This window comes from Variovorax sp. W1I1 (assembly GCF_030815625.1).
GTDB classification, from domain to species: Bacteria; Pseudomonadota; Gammaproteobacteria; order Burkholderiales; family Burkholderiaceae_C; genus Variovorax; species Variovorax paradoxus_C.
In genome coordinates this window covers 3409912-3425998 of sequence record NZ_JAUSWZ010000001.1, presented here as the reverse complement: position 1 = coordinate 3425998, position 16087 = coordinate 3409912, and the positions used below count along the sequence as shown (strand labels likewise).

Below are 16087 nucleotides of genomic sequence, written 5' to 3'. Positions count from 1 at the left end.
CATGCCCACATTTGAAGACGAAGAGCCGCTGGCTTTCGACGCGGTCCAGTTGCCCCGGCGTGCCGACGCGCCTCGGCTGAATCAGGTGCGCGGCACGCTCTTGCGCCGCATCGAGATCGTCGATCAGCACGGAGAACGCCGCGACATCGATATTCCGGCGGAGCGGCCGTTGACGGTCTTCGTGGACAAGCGCGAACTCGTGACGCTGATGACCCTGGGCGCCGCGCCCGGCTTGCTGGTGCTGGGCTATCTGCTCAACCAGGACCTGATCCGCCATGCGAGCGACGTCGAGAGCATCGATGTCGACTGGAGCGTGGACGCCGCGGCCGTGAAGACGCATCGCGGCATCGACGGCCTCGCAGAGAAGACCGCGCGCCGGGTCGTGACCACCGGCTGCGGGCAGGGCACCGTTTTCGGCGATGCAATGGCCCAGATCGGCGCCGTCCAGCTGCCGACGTCGCAGTCGGCGCGCATCGCGCAGGACACGCTGCTGCGCATTCTCGAACTGATGAAATCGCGCAACAGCGTGCATCGGCAGGCAGGGTCGGTGCACGGTTGCGCGCTCTTCAGCGGAACCGAGATGCTGGTGTTCGTGGAAGACGTCGGGCGTCACAACGCCATCGACTCCATCGCCGGGTGGATGGCGGTCCATGGCATCGACGGCGGAGACAAGGTCTTCTACACAACGGGGCGCCTGACGAGCGAGATGGTGATGAAGTCGGCTCACATGGGCGTGCCGATCATCGTCTCGCGCAACGGCGTCACCGCGATGGGGCACGAGCTGGCAGGGAAGCTCGGCATGACGCTGTTCGGGCGCGCCGCCGGTCGCCACTTTCTCTGCTACTGCGGATTCGAGCGCTTCGATGCCGATCCGATGCCCTACGCGCCGGCGCAGGCCCTTGCCGCCGACTAGGTTCGGGCAGGACGAAGATCGGACGGATCTGACGGGCAAAAAAAATACCCGCCGAAGCGGGTTCGAGGAGCCCTTTGAGGGCGCTCTAAGGACGAAACAGAGAGCTCTTCTTCTATGCGGCCCTGTTGCGTGACAGCCCCTCGATCGTCGGTGGCGCAGTTGTTATCGGCTGTAAGCCAAAAATAGGCTGTTCGCGTAGGACACACCTAAAAACGTGAAGTATTTGGCAGGCGCGAAAGCCACTCGGATGGGAGATGAGTCTGAAGTGTCGGTCTCGTCTGACAAAGGCGGCTTGTGCGAAGCCCTAGATTTTGCGGACTCGCTTCGAACTGCGAGTTCTCTGTGTGTGACAGCACTTGAAGAGATTCAACCCAGCCGCGTGCTGGGTTTTTTTTGGGCTTCGCTTTCCTAACGGCTGTGAATTAATGCCATTTTTTGGCCATCAAGTTTGTGTAATTGTGTCTTTGTGCCTTATGTCGCAGGCCGACACATTCCCAATGTGCGGATCGCTGCAGCACACTCTTTGCAACAAAAAGAGGTGTCTCATGGGAGTTATGAATGAACTGTCACCTGAGGTGGACACATTCGTGTGCCGCTTCAGCATTCCGATCCGGCTCGATGAAGAGCGGTTCCAGTATTTCCCCGTCGTGGGAGTTTTTCGCGGCATGCCGGTCGACCAGGTCGACCGGTGGGTGATGCGGCCGGACGGCCGCGCGCGCACCGATCGTGAACTGGCGGCCGAGGTTCTTCTGGAGTTGCGCAGGCCGCTCGGCTCCACGGGCAAGACGGCTTCGCTCAAGTTCGGGATCACCGATGTGCTCGAGGTGGATCGGGCCGCGGCCATCATCGTGTCGACGTTCCTGGCCGAGCTTCCGCGCGGGACGGAGCGGGAACTCGAGAGCGAAATCCCGGGCTAGCCCGAATCGTTCGGCCATGAAAAAGCCCGCACGAGGCGGGCTTTTTTTTGAGAATGTGGTCGTGAACTCTCACGCGGTCCACGGTTACGGCAAATGTTCAATTGCGGAAGCCACCTGTTATTTTTTTCGTCGGAGTGACTTTCGACGCGCCGGTGTGAGACTCGGCTTGCCTGGCCAGGCAACACCCAGAGCAAGTCCGGGCGGAGGCGGATTGTAGCAGATGGCGCTTTTGTGCCCGGCAAAGAACGAAATCTGCGGCGCATCCAAATATTTTTCGCCTGCTGCTGCTTTTGCAGGCACCGTGTTGCAGGCCACGCCAGGCAACGATCCTGAACTCTTCACACATGGTTTTCCACAACATTGTCCCCATTGGAAATGGAAAACCTGACATGGCCATGTGCTAGGTAAAAAGTGGTTGCAGAAACCGGGGTAGGTGCGCTCTGACAGACGTCATGGTGCTCGCGGGAGGAACATCTCTTCACCGCACTTTTTGCGGCAAGGAGCATGAAATGACCTTCGACTTCTTGTTTCGTCCGAGCCACACCGCATACCTCAAAAGGGCGTCGGCATTGCTCGAGGAAGCACAGATGGCCCGCATCGAACACCAGGCTGCGGCGGAGCATCACAGCGCATTGGCGCGAATGTACGCAGAGCGTGTGAGGCGGCTCGAGAGCGAGCTCTATAGGCAGCCGCGCGGCGCGGAGCAGGGACCCGCCGACGTCCTCGCGGAGGACCGGCCCCAGCTGTATTCGCTGGATGGCAACCGCAAGCCGGGCTTGACCTCCGCGACCTGAGGGCCGTCCCTATCCCGGGGATGAATATTGTCAAACCCGCGGCAGGTGCAGACGCGGCACCATGACGACTCACTTCGCTGTTGGAGAGTCGCATGAAGACGTTGAGAAAAGTCATTGGTGGAGCCATCTCGCTGGCCGGGGCAGTGGTGATCGTCGCGCAGCATCTGTAAGAGGCTCGATCAGGAAGGCTGCCGGATGCAGATGCAGATGACTTTCGGCACTGGCGGGAGACCGGTCGCATCACTAACCTAGTTACCTTGATTGCGATGACGCACAGCCGGTCTTCAGCCCGGCTTAAGGTTGGAGAACGATACTGAATCTTGACGGTCTTCCGGCGTTGGTAGAGGTCGCTTCTGCATCTGCTTTTGCACCCGCTCATCGAGCGGTTCCTCGAGGCTGAAGGTCGTCAAGATTTCTTTCTCCGCGCTCCGCATCTCCATCAAGCGTCCAGGGATTCAAGAAGATGCGCCACACGTTGTTGCACTACCTCTCCACGCAGCGATTGCCCGCCACCGTCGCGGGCGCGCAAGGTATTGCCGCCGTACAGGCCCTGCTGATGGAGGGCTGCGTCAAGGCGGTGCTTCCATCGAAGCGGTCCGCCGAGGCCGGCGTGCCGGTGGCAACGGTGACCGAACTCACCCGGCTCGGCCACCGCGCGCTGCGCCGGTTCAGCGGCGCTTGAAGCGACCCTTCAGCTAGCGCTGCGCCAGCCGTCGCAGCGCCATCGACAGCTCTTCCATGTCGACGGGTTTCAGCAGGTGATGGTCGAAGCCGGCCTGGGCAATGCGCACCCTGTCGTCCGGCTGGCCCCAGCCCGTGAGGGCGATCAGCGTCAGCCCGCTGCGCGCCGGGTCGGCCCGAAGCCTGCGGGCCAGTTCGCAGCCGTCCATTCCGGGCATGCCGATGTCCAGGATCGCCAGCGAAGGACGAAAACTTTCTGCGATCTTCAGTGCTTCGGCGCCACTGAACGCCACCGCCGTGCGCGCCCCGAGGAGGCCCAGCAGCGCCGCCAGCGACTCCGCCGCGTCCCGGTTGTCGTCGACCACCAGGATGTCGTGCCGCGCGATGGCCGCCTCGGTCGAGGGTGCCGCGCGCTTCCCGGCGCCCGCGTCGTGCGCGATCGCCAATGGCAGCGTCACCACGAACTCGCTGCCCTGGCCGAGGCCCTCGCTCTTTGCGCTGACCGTACCGCCATGCAGTTCCACCAGGCTCTTCACCAGCGTGAGCCCGATGCCCAGGCCGCCCTGGGCGGCCCTGGCCGTGCCGCTCACTTGCACGAACATGTCGAAGATCGACGCCAGCATGTCCCGCGGGAGGCCGGCACCGTTGTCGCGGATGCGAACCACCGCATTCGTGCCGTCGCGCTCGACGAACACGTCGATCCGTCCGCCTTCGGGTGTGTACTTGGCCGCGTTGTTCAGGAGGTTCGAGAACACCTGCGTGAGTCGCACGCCGTCGCCTTGGACGGCCAGCGGAGCATCCGCTGCATGCACCTCCAGCCGATGGCGGCCGGCGTCCATCAGCGGGCGGCTGAGTTCCACCGCATCGCGGATCACCTGGTCGATCTTCAACTCGCCGAGCTGGAGTTCGATCTTCCCGCGGGTGATGCGCGAAACCTCCATCAGGTCGTTCACCAGGCGCACCATGTGGTCGATCTGGCGGCCCATGAGCTGGTAGTAGGGCAGTGCGGCCTCGGGCGTAAGCGGCTTGCGCGTGAGGATGGCCAGCGCCGTGCTCAGCGGCGCCATCGGGTTGCGAAGCTCGTGCGCCAGCGTGGCGAGGAACTCGGTCTTGCGCTTGTCGGCTTCGCTCAGGTCATCGAGGATGCGGCGCAGCTCGTACTGGCGCCGCCGGGCCCGCAGGGCGCTTCGCAGTGCGCTGACCAGCGCCGCCACACGTATCGGCCGCTCCAGCACCGTGACGTTGGCCATGCCTTCCATGGCCACGGCGATGGCGCGCGAATCGGCGCCCTGGCGGGCAAGCACCAGCACCGGCAGGTCCGACCAGGGCGGCTGCATCGACACCGCGTCCGACAGGGCGGCGGCGTCGTCGCCCGACAGCATTTCCTCGGACACCAGGATGGCGCCCGCACCCCGGCCGATTTCCAGCACCAGCTCCAGCAGCGTGGCGCAGACCCGGGTGGCGATGCCGGCGCGTTCGAGCACGGCCGTCGCCATCACGGCGTCCCTCGAAGTTGCCGTCCTGAGCAGGACGCGCAGTTGCGTGTCTTCTTGCGTGATGGTGGAGGCCGTCGCGTTCGTCGTCACGGCGGGGTGGCGGTGACGCCATCGATAGGCACCGGAATGCCGCTCAGGATGCCCCGGAAGTGGCGCAGGGGCTCGCCCACATGCAACCCGCTGCTGGTCATCGAGAAGTCGCGAATGGTCCGCTCGTGCGCGCCGCCGCGTTTCTTCAGCACCGAGATGGCCTGCCGGACCTCGCCCTCGAACTCGAAGTAGCGCAGCAGGACGACCGCATCCGCCAGGTAGCTGGCATCGACCGGTGTCTGCATCTGCATGCCGATCAGCCCGTGCTGCGCGCCGACCAGCAGCGTGGCCACGCCGGCCTGCCCGAGGTAGGTGAGCAGTTCATGCAACTGGACGATCAGAAAGCGCTCGTCGGGCATGGCGTTGAGATAGCCGTTCAGGCTGTCGATGACGATGACCGTCGCGGCATGCTCGGTCACGGCCAGGCGGATCTCGTGGACCAGCTCGCCTGGCGAAAGCTCGGCGGGGTCGACCTGCTTGATGCGCAGGTGGCCCGACGCGATGTACGGCTCCAGGTCCATTCCCAGGCCGGCGCAGCGCGTGCGCAGCGTATTGACGCTCTCGTCGAAGATGAAGAGCGCGGCGCATTCGCCGCGCCGGGCGGCGGCAACGGCAAACTGCACGGCCACCGACGATTTGCCCGTGCCCGGCGCCCCGACGAACAGGGTGCTCGTTCCCTTCTCGAGGCCGCCTCCCAGCAGATCGTCCAGTTCCGCGATGCCGCTGGGCATCTTGACCAGCGGTCCGTTGGTCGCGTGTTCGGACGCCACGAGCCGTGGAAACACCTGCAGGCCCCCGCGATGGATCTTGTAGTCGTGGAAGCCGCCGCGATAGGCCTGCCCACGGTACTTGACCACCAGCAGGCGGCGTCGCGCCGAGCCGTAGTCGGAGTTGAGCTGCTCGAGCCGCAGCACGGCATGCGCGATGCTCTGGACCTGCAGGTCGTGCTCGGTGGCGGTCATGTCGTCCAGCAGCAGCACGGTGCATTGCCGGCCCGCGAAGAACTGCTTGAGCGCGAGGATCTGCCGGCGGTACCGCAGCGACGTGCCCGACAGCAGCCGCAACTCCGACAGCGAGTCGAACACGATGCGCGAGGGCTTGAGCGTGTCGACGTCGCTGAGGATGCGCAGCGTCGTTTCGCTCAGTTCCACCTCCGAGGGATGGAACATCGTGTACTGCTCTTCGGGATGGAGGCTGTCCTGCGCGGGAAGCATCTCGCGCACATGAATGCCGGACAGATCCCAGCCGTGGGAGCTGGCCACGCCGCCCAGTTCGCTCGCGGTTTCCGAGAGCGTGACGTACAGGACCGACTCGCCCGCCCTGGCACCCTCGAGCAGGAACTGCAGGGCGATGGTCGTCTTGCCGGCGCCCGGCGTTCCCTCCACCAGGTAGAGGCGGTTGGGCTCGATGCCCCCGCCCAGCACGTCGTCCAAACCTGGCACGCCGATGCCCAGCAGGCCGCTTTTCCGTCCCCCGAGGCGTGATGCCTTGGCCTCCATCGTGGTTGCTCCATGAATGATTCGGATACCAAATTCAATCATGCGAGCACGAAAAACCCATGCAGGACAAGGCCGGGAAAACGGCCCATCCCTTGTCGGCGGGGACCGATTTTTCCCGTGATGCCCAGGGGAAGATGGGGGGTGAAGGGTTCCGAGGCGGCTAGCGCAGGAACACGTGCTGCATGAACTGCTTGATCGGGTACTGGATCACCGTCTGCACCCCGGCGGGCAACTCCAGGGGCCGCATCAGCATCTTGAGCGTGCTGCCTGCGCTCAGGTTGGTGCGGATGGTGCTGTTCATGCGCGCGCTCAGCTGCTGCACATAGGCCGTGTCGTCGGCGCGATGGGGCGCCCGGGCCTTCACGACGTGGCGGATGGCGCAGTCGGCGTCTTCGCTCTTGAGCTCCAGCGTGCGCCGGCCGATGGTGCCGATCACGCGGAAACGGCTGAGCTTTTCCTGCTCCCGGTAGCGGCGGAAGAACCGGTAGAAGTGCTTGTAGTGGTTGACTTCGTCGGTCGCGATGCGGGTGGCCAGGTCGCTCAGCACCGGCTCGTCGGTGGCCCGGGCCATGGCGCGGTAATAGGTGGCGGTGCCGGTCTCGACCACGCAGCGCGCAGTCATCTCGAGAGCGCGGGTCGGGGCCAGGAGCTCGACCTTGCAGTAGGTCGCGTATTCCTCCAGAAAGCCGCGGTAGGCCGTGTCCCACTCGAATTCGGGCCACACGTGGCGCACATAGGCGCGCAGGGCCTGGCCGTGCTGCAGCTCCTCGGGTTCCCAGTAGTTGGAGAGCCAGTCGGTGACTTCGTCGTCGCCGCGGAAAAAATCGACCAGGTTGTGCGTGTACAGGTCCGAGCCGCTTTCGATGAACGAGGCGGAGGTCACGAGGTAGAAAAGGTTCTCGTCCAGGCGCACCTTGTCGAGTGCGATGCGAGAGAAATCGAGGTCCTCGATCTTCCAGTGTTCGGCCTCAAGACCTGGCATGCGGACTCCTTGATTCATGTTGTGCATATGAATAGGACGGGGCTCGCTGCGTTTGGTTCGGTCGCGCGGGCGCCAGGGCGCATATTAGCCGCGGCGTCCCGATCGCGCCCTTGGCCCCGGCCACGCCCGGGCGCCATGGGCAAACCTATAATCGTTTGTTCAAGCAAATCAAGCAGTTAGGTCGGTTCAACGCAGTGGTTTCGACGAGAGGTCGCCATCGCCAGGCCGCCCTCGACAGAAGACGAAATCCAAAGATGAGCCAGCCCACATTCACGGTCGCGGACATCCGCAAGACCTTTCTCGATTTCTTCGCCTCCAAGGGCCACACCGTGGTGCCTTCGAGCTCGCTGGTGCCGGGCAACGACCCGACCCTCATGTTCACCAACTCGGGCATGGTCCAGTTCAAGGACGTGTTCCTCGGCGAAGACAAGCGCAACTACGTGCGCGCCGCCTCGGTCCAGGCGTGCCTTCGCGCCGGCGGCAAGCACAACGATCTCGAGAACGTGGGCTACACCGCGCGCCACCACACCTTCTTCGAGATGCTGGGCAACTGGAGCTTCGGCGACTACTTCAAGCGCGAATCGCTCACCTGGGCCTTCGAGCTGCTGACCAAGGTCTACAAGCTCCCGGCCGAAAAACTCTGGGCCACCGTCTACATCGAGGACGACGAGGCCTACGACATCTGGACCAAGGAAATCGGCCTGCCGCCCGAGCGCGTCGTGCGCATCGGCGACAACAAGGGCGGCCGCTACATGTCCGACAACTTCTGGATGATGGCCGACACGGGCCCCTGCGGTCCGTGCTCCGAAATCTTCTTCGACCACGGCCCCGAGATCCCCGGCGGCCCGCCCGGCAGCCCCGATGAAGACGGCGACCGCTACATCGAGATCTGGAACAACGTGTTCATGCAGTTCGACATGCAGCCCGACGGCTCGGTCAAGAAGCTGCCCGCGCCTTGCGTCGACACCGGCATGGGCCTGGAGCGCCTGGCCGCGATCCTGCAGCACGTGCACAGCAACTACGAGATCGACATCTTCGACGCGCTCATCAAGGCCGCCGCTCGCGAAACGGGCGAGAAGGACCTGGGCAACAACTCCCTGCGCGTGATCGCCGACCACATCCGCGCCACCTCGTTCCTGGTGTCCGACGGCGTGATCCCTTCGAACGAAGGCCGCGGCTACGTGCAGCGCCGCATCGTGCGCCGCGCGATTCGCCACGGCTACAAGCTGGGCCAGAAGAAGCCGTTCTTCCACAAGCTCGTGCCCGACCTCGTGAAGCTCATGGGCGATGCGTATCCCAAGCTCGTGGCCGACGAGAAAAAAATCACCGAGACGTTGAAGGTCGAAGAAGAAGGCTTCTTCCGGACCATTGCCAACGGCATGGCCATCCTCGAAGGCGAATTGCAAGAAGGCGTGAAAACGTTGCCGGGAAAGGTGGCTTTCACACTGCATGACACCTTCGGTTTTCCGCTCGATCTGACGCAAGACGTTTGTCGTGAACGGGAAGTTGCGGTCGACGAGGCCGGCTTCTGGGCGGAAATGGAAGCGCAGAAGGAGAAGGGCCGGGGTGGAAGTACTTTCCAGCAGAAGCGCAAAGTCGAATACACCGGCGCGGGCAACACCTTCACCGGCTACGAACATCTCGAGGAAAGCGCCAAGGTCGTCGCGCTGTACTTCGAAGGCGCTGCCGTCAACGAACTGAAGGAAGGCCAACCCGGCATCGTCGTGCTCGACACCACGCCCTTCTATTCGGAGAGCGGCGGCCAGGTCGGCGACCAGGGCGTGCTCAGCGCCGAAGGCGTGCAGTTCGGCGTGGAAGACACGCAGAAGATCAAGGCCGACGTGTTCGGCCACCACGGCACGCAGACCCAGGGCACGCTCAAGGTCGGTGACGCGGTGAAGGCCGCGGTCGACGGCGCGCGCCGCAACGCGACCATGCGCAACCACTCGGTCACTCACCTGATGCACAAGGCCCTGCGCGAAGTGCTCGGCGACCACGTGCAGCAGAAGGGTTCGCTGGTCGATGCCGACAAGACGCGCTTCGACTTCGCACACAACGCACCCGTCACGCGCGACCAGATCCTGGAGATCGAGAAGCGCGTGAATGCCGAGATCCTTTCCAACGTCGCCACAGAGGCGCGCGTGATGGACATGGAATCGGCCCAGAAGACCGGCGCGATGATGCTGTTCGGCGAGAAGTACGGCGAGACCGTGCGCGTGCTGGACATCGGCACGAGTCGCGAACTCTGCGGCGGCACGCACGTCGGCCGCACCGGCGACATCGGCCTCTTCAAGATCGTGAGCGAAGGCGGCGTGGCTGCCGGCGTGCGCCGCATCGAGGCGGTCACGGGCGCCAACGCGCTCACCTACCTCCAGGACCTCGAATCGACCGTGCAGAGCGTGGCCGCCACGCTCAAGTCGCCGGCTGCCGAGCTGCAGGGGCGCCTTTCGCAGGTGCTGGAGCAGGTGAGGGCGCTGGAGCGCGAAGTGGGTTCGCTCAAGGGCAAGCTCGCGTCGTCCAAGGGCGACGAACTCATCGCGCAAGCGGTCGACATCAACGGCATCAAGGTGCTCGCGGCCAAGCTCGACGGCGCCGACGCCAAGACGCTGCGCGACACCATGGACAAGCTGAAAGACAAGCTCAAGACCGCCATCATCGTGCTGGCCGCCGTCGACGGCGACAAGGTGCAGATCGCGGCCGGCGTCACCGCCGACACCGTGGGCAAGGCCAAGGCCGGCGAGCTGGTCAACTTCGTGGCGCAACAGGTCGGCGGCAAGGGCGGCGGCAAGGCCGACATGGCCATGGCCGGCGGCACCGATGCGGCGGGCGTGCCTGCCGCGCTGAAGTCGGTTCAGGGCTGGGTCTCGGAACGCGTCTGATGACAGAGGCGCTGCCCGGCAAGGAGTCTGGCGCGCCACCCGGCGAGGTGCTTGTGATGGGCGCGGGCACCATCGGCTGCTACATCGGCGGCCGGCTCGCCGCGGCGGGCGTGCCCGTCACTTTCGTCGGACGGCCCCGCGTGCTCAAGAAGCTCGCGGACCACGGCCTCTCGCTCAGCGACCTCGACGGCGCGAAGCACCACATCCAGCCTTCGGCGCTGCGCCTGTGCGAGCAGGTGCCTGTCGGCGCAAAGCCCGCGCTGGTGCTGCTCTGCGTGAAGAGCGGCGCCACCGCCGAGGCGGCGGGCGAACTGGCCTTCGCGCTGCCTGCGGGCACCACGGTCGTCTCGCTGCAGAACGGAATCTCCAACAGTGCGGCGGCATCGCACGCCGGCCCGTCGCTCAACGTGCTGCCGGGCATGGTGCCGTACAACGTGGCCGAGATCGGCGAGGGCGCCTTCCATCGCGGCACACCCGGGCAGCTCGCCGCGAAGGACGACGTGGCGCTGCGCCCCTGGCTGCCGGTGTTTGAACGCGCCGGTGTGCCGCTCGACCTGCACCAAGACTTGCTGCCGGTGCAGTGGGGCAAGCTGCTGCTGAATCTCAACAACCCGGTCAACGCGCTCTCGGGCCTGCCGCTGCGCGAGGAGCTGATGCACCGAGGCTACCGCCGGTGCTTCGCCGCGCTCATCGACGAAACCTTGGGTGTGCTCGGCGTAAGCGGCATCACGCCCGCGCAGGTGGCAGCCGTACCGGCGCAACGGCTTTCGAGCCTGCTGCGCCTGCCCGACTGGCTGTTTCGCATCGTCGCGGCGCGCATGCTGCGCATCGATGCCAAGGCGCGTTCCAGCATGGCCGACGACCTGGCGCTCGGCCGCCGCACCGAGATCGATGCGCTCAGCGGCGAGGTCGTGCGCCTCGCGCAGGAACACGGCCTGAGCGCCCCGCGCAATGCGCGCATGGTCGCGCTGCTCGAAGCCTGGCCGAAGCAGCCAGAACGCTGGCCGGCACGGCGATTGCAAGACGCTCTCGGCCTGTAGCGCTTAGCCTGTACCCTCGGGCTCTTGCGGCGCTAGGCCTACAAGAAAGAGGGGGTTCTCATGCAGGTCCTGATTCTCGGCAGCGGTGTCATCGGCACCTCGGTGGCGTACTACCTGGCACGCGCCGGCCATGAGGTGACGGTGCTGGAGCGCCAACCGGCGCCTGCGCTCGAAACCAGCTTCGGCAACGCGGGCGAGGTCTCGCCCGGCTACTCGGCGCCCTGGGCCGGGCCCGGCGTTCCGGTCAAGGCCATCAAGTGGATGCTGATGCAGCACAGCCCGCTGGTCGTGAAGCCCATGCTGGATCCGGCGATGTGGCGCTGGGGCCTCTCGATGCTGCGCAACTGCACGCAGGCGCGCTACGAACTCAACAAGGGCCGCATGGTGCGGCTGGCCGAATACAGCCGCGATTGCCTGAAGGCGCTGCGCGCCGATACGGGCATCCAGTACGACGAGCGCATGCAGGGCACGCTGCAGCTCTTTCGCACGCAGCAGCAACTCGACGGCACCGCGAAAGATGTCGAAGTGCTCAAGGCCTCCGGCGTCCCCTACCAGGTGCTCGACCGCGACGGCTGCCTGCCCTACGAGCCCGCGCTCGCAGCGGTGAAGGAGAAGTTCGTCGGCGGGCTGCGCCTGCCGGGTGACGAGACCGGCGACTGCTTCAAGTTCACGCAGGCGCTCGCGAAGCTGGCGGAAGCTGAAGGCGTGACCTTTCGCTTCGGCGTGAACATCCAAGCGATCGAACACGACCGTGCCAAGGGCGTGACCGCGGTGCGCACCGACCAGGGCAGCTTCACCGCCGACCGCTACGTGGTCGCGCTAGGCAGCTACTCGCCCGCGCTGGTCAAGCCGCTGGGCATCGACCTGCCGGTGTACCCGGTCAAGGGCTTCTCGATCACCGTGCCGATCGCCGATGCGGGCGGCGCACCCGAATCCACCGTGATGGACGAGACCTTCAAGGTGGCCGTCACCCGCCTGGGCGACCGCATCCGCGTGGGCGGCACGGCGCAGCTCTCGGGCTTCGACCTCGCGCTCAACCCGCGTCGGCGCGACACGCTCGAACACGTCGTGACCGATCTCTTTCCCAAGGGCGGCAACGTGCGCGATGCCTCCTTCTGGACGGGCCTGCGCCCGATGACGCCCGACGGCACGCCGGTCATCGGCGCCACGCGCATTCCCAACCTGATGCTGAGCACCGGCCACGGCACGCTCGGCTGGACCATGGCGGCCGGCACCGGCCGCGTGATGGCTGATCTGGTCGCAGGCAAGGCGCCCGAGATCGACATGGAAGGCCTGACCGTGGCGCGCTACGGCGGCTAGCAGGCGCGCTCCCCATCTCCGAGCAGGGCGGTCCGAAAGGCCCGCCCTGTTTACGTTGGGTTGCGACATCTAGGGTTTCTACTTAGTCACGAAGTTGTCTTCGTGTTTATCCTTCGTGCGTTCCATTAATAAATCGCTGTTTCTCTAATGAAACAAACGCGAACCACGACGGACCCATGAAACACACTCGCCGACTTGCCATCGCAGCCGCCATTTCCATGGCCGGTGTTTGCGCCACCGGTCTTGCCTGGGCACAGAACTACCCGGCAAAGCCGATCACGCTGGTGGTCGCCTATCCGGCCGGCGGCGACACCGACGCGCTGGCGCGGCTCTACGCCGAGAAGCTCTCGGCGCGGGTGGGGCAGCCGGTGGTGGTGGACAACGGCCCGGGTGCCAGCGGCATCATCGGCAGCAGCTACGTGTCGAAGGCGCCGGCCGACGGCTACACGCTGCTGCTCGCGCCCAGCACCTTCTCGATCGCGCAGTTGGTGCTCAAGACCAACGGCGCCGCGGGCTACGACGTGCTCAACGGCTTCACGCCGATCGTGCAGACCGGCAGCCTGCCGCTGTTCCTCGTGGCGAGCGCCGGCAGCGGTTTCGCCACGGCGAAAGACGCGGTCGCCGCGGCCAAGGGCACCGGCAAGTCGCTCTCGTATGCGAGCCCGGGCAGCGGCTCGCCGATGCACATCCTGGGCGAGATGTTCGCCCGCGCCTCGGGTGCGAACCTCGCGCACGTGCCCTACAAGGGCGTGGCGCCCGCGGTCAACGATGTGCTGGGCGGCCATGTGCCCGTCACCTTCATCACGCTCGGCCCTGTAGCGCCGTACTTCGCCAACGGCAAGTTGAAGCCGCTGGCCGTGGCCTCGAGCCAGCGCTCGCCGCTCGCGCCCACTGTGCCGACGCTCGCCGAGCTGGGCTACAAGGACGTCGAGGTGGTCGCCTGGAACGGCCTCTGGGGCCCGCGCAACCTGCCGCCCGAGATCGTGAAGACGCTCAACGGCCACTTCAACGACATCCTCAAGATGCCCGACATCGTCGCGCGCATGGCCGTGCTCGGCACCACGCCGGTGGGCGGCGATGCCGACGTGCTCGGCAAGACGAATGCGGCCGACTACGCGCGCTTCGGCAAGGTCATCAAGGAGCTCGGCATCCAGGCCGACTGAACACGCCATGACCGAACTCAAAGCCATTCCCGATCCGTCGAGCCTGCAGTCGCTCTTGGCCGAACTGCCCGCGAACCTGCTGGCCGGCCGCCGCGTGCTGGTGACCGGCGGCGCGCGCGGCCTGGGCCTCGCGTTCGCGCAGTGCATCGCCGCGGCGGGTGCGAGCGTGGTGCTGGCCGACATCCTCGGCGAGCTTGCCGAGACCGAAGCGAAGGCGCTGCGCGATGCGGGCCACAAGGCGCATGCGCTCACCGTCGACCTGTCGGAACCGGCTTCCATCGATGCCTGCGCCGGCGAAGCGATCCGCCTGCTCGGCGGGCTCGACGGCCTGGTCAACAACGCCGCCATCACCAACTCGGGCGGCCGCGATGCGCACCAGCTCGAGATCGACATGTGGGACCGCGTGATGAACGTCAACGTGCGCGGCACCTGGCTCATGGGCCGCGCCTGCCGCAGCGCGCTCGCTGCAAGCGGCCGTGGCGCGGTCGTCAATCTCGCCTCCGACACCGCCCTCTGGGGCGCGCCCAACCTGCTGGCCTACGCATCGAGCAAGGGCGCCGTCATCTCGATGACGCGCTCGCTGGCGCGCGAATGGGGCGGCGACAACATCACCGTCAACGCGGTGGCGCCGGGGCTCACGCTGGTCGAGGCGACCGAGTACGTGCCGATGGCGCGCCACCAGAAATACTTCGAAGGCCGCGCGATCCCGCGGGAGCAACAGGCCGCCGACGTTTGCGGCGCCACGCTGTACCTGTTGTCCGGCCTCTCGCGCTTCGTGACGGGCCAGTTGCTGGCCGTCAACGGCGGCTTTGCGATGCACTGACTGAACGAATTTTTCCGACGAAGGAGTAAACCCATGAGCGATTTGTCCGAACAACAGAAGATCAACGAGGCCGCTGGCACGACGCTGGCGCAGCCCGAAGGCACGAGCCTCGCCGAGTGGATGAACACCCGCATCGCGCGCTACGAAACCCGCAAGTACGACTGGGACGCGCTGAAGTTCCAGGCCGACTTCGACCCGAAATACCGCCGCGCGCAGATGCGCTACGTGGGCACCGGCGGCACCGGTGTCGCGAAGGATGTGAACACCGTACCTTCGGAGCACTTCACCTTCTCGACCATGGTGATCCCGGCCGGCCACGAAGGCCCGCCGCACCTGCACACCGACGTGGAGGAAGTGTTCTTCCTCATCCGCGGCAAGCTCAAGGTCGTGATCGAGAAGGACGGCGAGCGCTTCGAAACCATCATGACCGACCGCGATCTGATCTCGGTGCCGCCCGGCGTGTACCGCGAGGAGATCAACATCGGCGACGAAGACGCGCTGATGTGCGTGATGCTCGGCGCGAAGAAGCCGATCACGCCGACGTACCCGGCCGATCACCCGCTGGCGAAGATCAAGCGCTGAGGACCGGATGAGCGACGCGATGGTCATCGATGCATTGACGCTGCCCGCTTCCGAGCTGGCGCTGCTCGACGCCCGCTTTCCCGCACGCGACGTGCCGGTCGGCGGTGGCGCGGTGGTGTCGGTGCGCGAGCACGGCACGGGGCCGGCCCTCGTGTGCCTGCACGGCATCGGCTCGGGCGCGGCCTCGTGGCTCAACGTCGCTTTGCTGCTGGCTCCGCAGGCCCGTGTGATTGCATGGGATGCGCCGGGCTACGGTGTATCGACGCCGCTCGCGCCTGCCGCACCCTCCGCAGCGGACTACGCGGAACGCCTGCATGCCTTGCTCGATGCGCTCGACATTCAATCGTGCGTGCTCGTCGGCCACTCGCTCGGCGCGCTCACCGCGGCGTCGGCCGCGCGGAAGGATTCGGCAATTGCTTCGCGCATCCGCCGCCTCGTGCTCATCAGCCCGGCCGCCGGCTACGGCGCACCGTCGCGCGCCGAAGCCCGCGCCAGGGTGCGCGCCGAACGCCTCGCCACGCTCGACGAACTCGGCATCGCCGGCATGGCGTCGAAACGCGCGGGCCGCCTCGTTTCCGACGGCGCGAGCGAACTCGCTCGCCAGTGGGTGCGCTGGAATATGGCCCGCCTGAACGACGGCGGCTACCGCCAGGCCGTTGAGTTGCTGTGCAACGGCGACCTGCTGGCCGACCTGCCGCCCGCCATGCCGGTGCGCGTGGCCTGTGGCACGCTCGATGTCGTCACCACGCCCGAAGCCTGCGCCGAAGTTGCGCGCGGCTGCGGGGTGACGCTCGAAGCCATCGACGGTGCCGGGCACGCCAGCTATGTGGAGCGGCCCGAGGCCGTCGCCGCGCTGCTGCGCGAGGCACTCGCCGCCTGATGCGGACCGCCGCAGAACAACCCAATGG

Annotated in this window: 15 protein-coding genes; 11 read left to right on the top strand and 4 right to left on the bottom strand. The window is 65.9% G+C overall.

Annotation, left to right across the window (positions count from 1 at the left end):
• The first annotated feature begins 1 nt into the window (after position 1).
• The 3 genes from QFZ83_RS16015 to QFZ83_RS16005 all read left to right on the top strand — a co-directional run bounded on the left by QFZ83_RS16015 (position 2) and on the right by QFZ83_RS16005 (position 2624).
• Positions 2-913 (top strand): formate dehydrogenase accessory sulfurtransferase FdhD, encoded by a 912-nt coding sequence (locus tag QFZ83_RS16015; protein ID WP_307508019.1) that lies wholly within the window; start codon positions 2-4, stop codon positions 911-913.
• A gap of 575 nt (positions 914-1488) precedes the next feature.
• Positions 1489-1830, top strand: coding sequence for a hypothetical protein (locus tag QFZ83_RS16010; protein WP_307508017.1), 342 nt, complete (start codon positions 1489-1491; stop codon positions 1828-1830).
• Positions 1831-2339: 509 nt separating this feature from the next.
• Positions 2340-2624 carry a hypothetical protein gene (locus QFZ83_RS16005; protein ID WP_013542019.1) on the top strand — a complete coding sequence of 95 codons (285 nt, stop codon included), beginning with the start codon at positions 2340-2342 and terminating at the stop codon, positions 2622-2624.
• A 284-nt stretch (positions 2625-2908) separates the two neighbouring features.
• Here the strand turns inward: QFZ83_RS16005 and QFZ83_RS16000 are convergent, their stop codons facing one another.
• Positions 2909-3034: a hypothetical protein gene (locus QFZ83_RS16000; protein WP_307508014.1), complete on the bottom strand. Its 126-nt coding sequence runs from the start codon at positions 3032-3034 to the stop codon at positions 2909-2911.
• A 53-nt stretch (positions 3035-3087) separates the two neighbouring features.
• On the opposite strand from QFZ83_RS16000, the gene QFZ83_RS15995 reads away from it, so the two are divergent.
• Positions 3088-3306, top strand: coding sequence for a hypothetical protein (locus QFZ83_RS15995; RefSeq protein ID WP_307508012.1), 219 nt, complete (start codon positions 3088-3090; stop codon positions 3304-3306).
• A 13-nt stretch (positions 3307-3319) separates the two neighbouring features.
• On the opposite strand, the gene QFZ83_RS15990 is transcribed toward QFZ83_RS15995, so the two are convergent.
• From QFZ83_RS15990 to QFZ83_RS15980, 3 genes are all read right to left on the bottom strand, one after another.
• A complete protein-coding gene (locus tag QFZ83_RS15990; protein ID WP_307508010.1) occupies positions 3320-4891 on the bottom strand; it encodes an ATP-binding protein in 1572 nt (523 codons plus the stop codon).
• Positions 4888-6390: an ATPase domain-containing protein gene (locus QFZ83_RS15985; protein WP_307508008.1), complete on the bottom strand. Its 1503-nt coding sequence runs from the start codon at positions 6388-6390 to the stop codon at positions 4888-4890. The genes QFZ83_RS15990 and QFZ83_RS15985 overlap by 4 nt, the downstream gene beginning before the upstream one ends.
• Positions 6391-6550: 160 nt before the next feature.
• Positions 6551-7372 carry a ferritin-like domain-containing protein gene (locus QFZ83_RS15980; RefSeq protein WP_307508006.1) on the bottom strand — a complete coding sequence of 274 codons (822 nt, stop codon included), beginning with the start codon at positions 7370-7372 and terminating at the stop codon, positions 6551-6553.
• A gap of 254 nt (positions 7373-7626) precedes the next feature.
• On the opposite strand from QFZ83_RS15980, the gene alaS reads away from it, so the two are divergent.
• The 7 genes from alaS to QFZ83_RS15945 all read left to right on the top strand — a co-directional run bounded on the left by alaS (position 7627) and on the right by QFZ83_RS15945 (position 16059).
• Positions 7627-10251, top strand: a complete 2625-nt coding sequence (gene alaS, locus QFZ83_RS15975) for an alanine--tRNA ligase (RefSeq protein ID WP_307508005.1) — start codon at positions 7627-7629, stop codon at positions 10249-10251.
• Positions 10251-11291, top strand: coding sequence for a 2-dehydropantoate 2-reductase (locus QFZ83_RS15970; protein WP_307508003.1), 1041 nt, complete (start codon positions 10251-10253; stop codon positions 11289-11291). The genes alaS and QFZ83_RS15970 overlap by 1 nt, the downstream gene beginning before the upstream one ends.
• A gap of 60 nt (positions 11292-11351) precedes the next feature.
• Entirely contained in the window at positions 11352-12611 is a 1260-nt protein-coding gene (locus QFZ83_RS15965; protein ID WP_306876999.1) for a D-amino acid dehydrogenase, read from the top strand.
• 176 nt (positions 12612-12787) lie between these two features.
• Positions 12788-13774 (top strand): tripartite tricarboxylate transporter substrate binding protein, encoded by a 987-nt coding sequence (locus tag QFZ83_RS15960; protein ID WP_307508002.1) that lies wholly within the window; start codon positions 12788-12790, stop codon positions 13772-13774.
• Positions 13775-13781: 7 nt separating this feature from the next.
• Positions 13782-14597: an SDR family oxidoreductase gene (locus QFZ83_RS15955; protein WP_307508000.1), complete on the top strand. Its 816-nt coding sequence runs from the start codon at positions 13782-13784 to the stop codon at positions 14595-14597.
• 33 nt (positions 14598-14630) lie between these two features.
• Positions 14631-15179, top strand: a complete 549-nt coding sequence (locus QFZ83_RS15950) for a cupin domain-containing protein (RefSeq protein ID WP_307507998.1) — start codon at positions 14631-14633, stop codon at positions 15177-15179.
• 7 nt (positions 15180-15186) lie between these two features.
• On the top strand, positions 15187-16059 hold the full coding sequence (locus tag QFZ83_RS15945) for an alpha/beta fold hydrolase (RefSeq protein WP_307507996.1): 873 nt from the start codon (positions 15187-15189) through the stop codon (positions 16057-16059).
• The last annotated feature ends 28 nt before the right edge of the window (positions 16060-16087 follow it).

Excerpts from the sequence above, each read along its gene's own strand:
- QFZ83_RS16015 (WP_307508019.1), top strand. The coding sequence starts at position 2 with ATGCCCACATTTGAAGACGAAGAGCCGCTGGCTTTCGACGCGGTCCAG.
- QFZ83_RS16005 (WP_013542019.1), top strand. The coding sequence starts at position 2,340 with ATGACCTTCGACTTCTTGTTTCGTCCGAGCCACACCGCATACCTCAAA.
- QFZ83_RS15995 (WP_307508012.1), top strand. The coding sequence starts at position 3,088 with ATGCGCCACACGTTGTTGCACTACCTCTCCACGCAGCGATTGCCCGCC.
- QFZ83_RS15985 (WP_307508008.1), bottom strand. The coding sequence starts at position 6,390 with ATGGAGGCCAAGGCATCACGCCTCGGGGGACGGAAAAGCGGCCTGCTG.
- QFZ83_RS15980 (WP_307508006.1), bottom strand. The coding sequence starts at position 7,372 with ATGCCAGGTCTTGAGGCCGAACACTGGAAGATCGAGGACCTCGATTTC.
- alaS (WP_307508005.1), top strand. The coding sequence starts at position 7,627 with ATGAGCCAGCCCACATTCACGGTCGCGGACATCCGCAAGACCTTTCTC.
- QFZ83_RS15970 (WP_307508003.1), top strand. The coding sequence starts at position 10,251 with ATGACAGAGGCGCTGCCCGGCAAGGAGTCTGGCGCGCCACCCGGCGAG.
- QFZ83_RS15965 (WP_306876999.1), top strand. The coding sequence starts at position 11,352 with ATGCAGGTCCTGATTCTCGGCAGCGGTGTCATCGGCACCTCGGTGGCG.
- QFZ83_RS15960 (WP_307508002.1), top strand. The coding sequence starts at position 12,788 with ATGAAACACACTCGCCGACTTGCCATCGCAGCCGCCATTTCCATGGCC.
- QFZ83_RS15955 (WP_307508000.1), top strand. The coding sequence starts at position 13,782 with ATGACCGAACTCAAAGCCATTCCCGATCCGTCGAGCCTGCAGTCGCTC.
- QFZ83_RS15950 (WP_307507998.1), top strand. The coding sequence starts at position 14,631 with ATGAGCGATTTGTCCGAACAACAGAAGATCAACGAGGCCGCTGGCACG.
- QFZ83_RS15945 (WP_307507996.1), top strand. The coding sequence starts at position 15,187 with ATGAGCGACGCGATGGTCATCGATGCATTGACGCTGCCCGCTTCCGAG.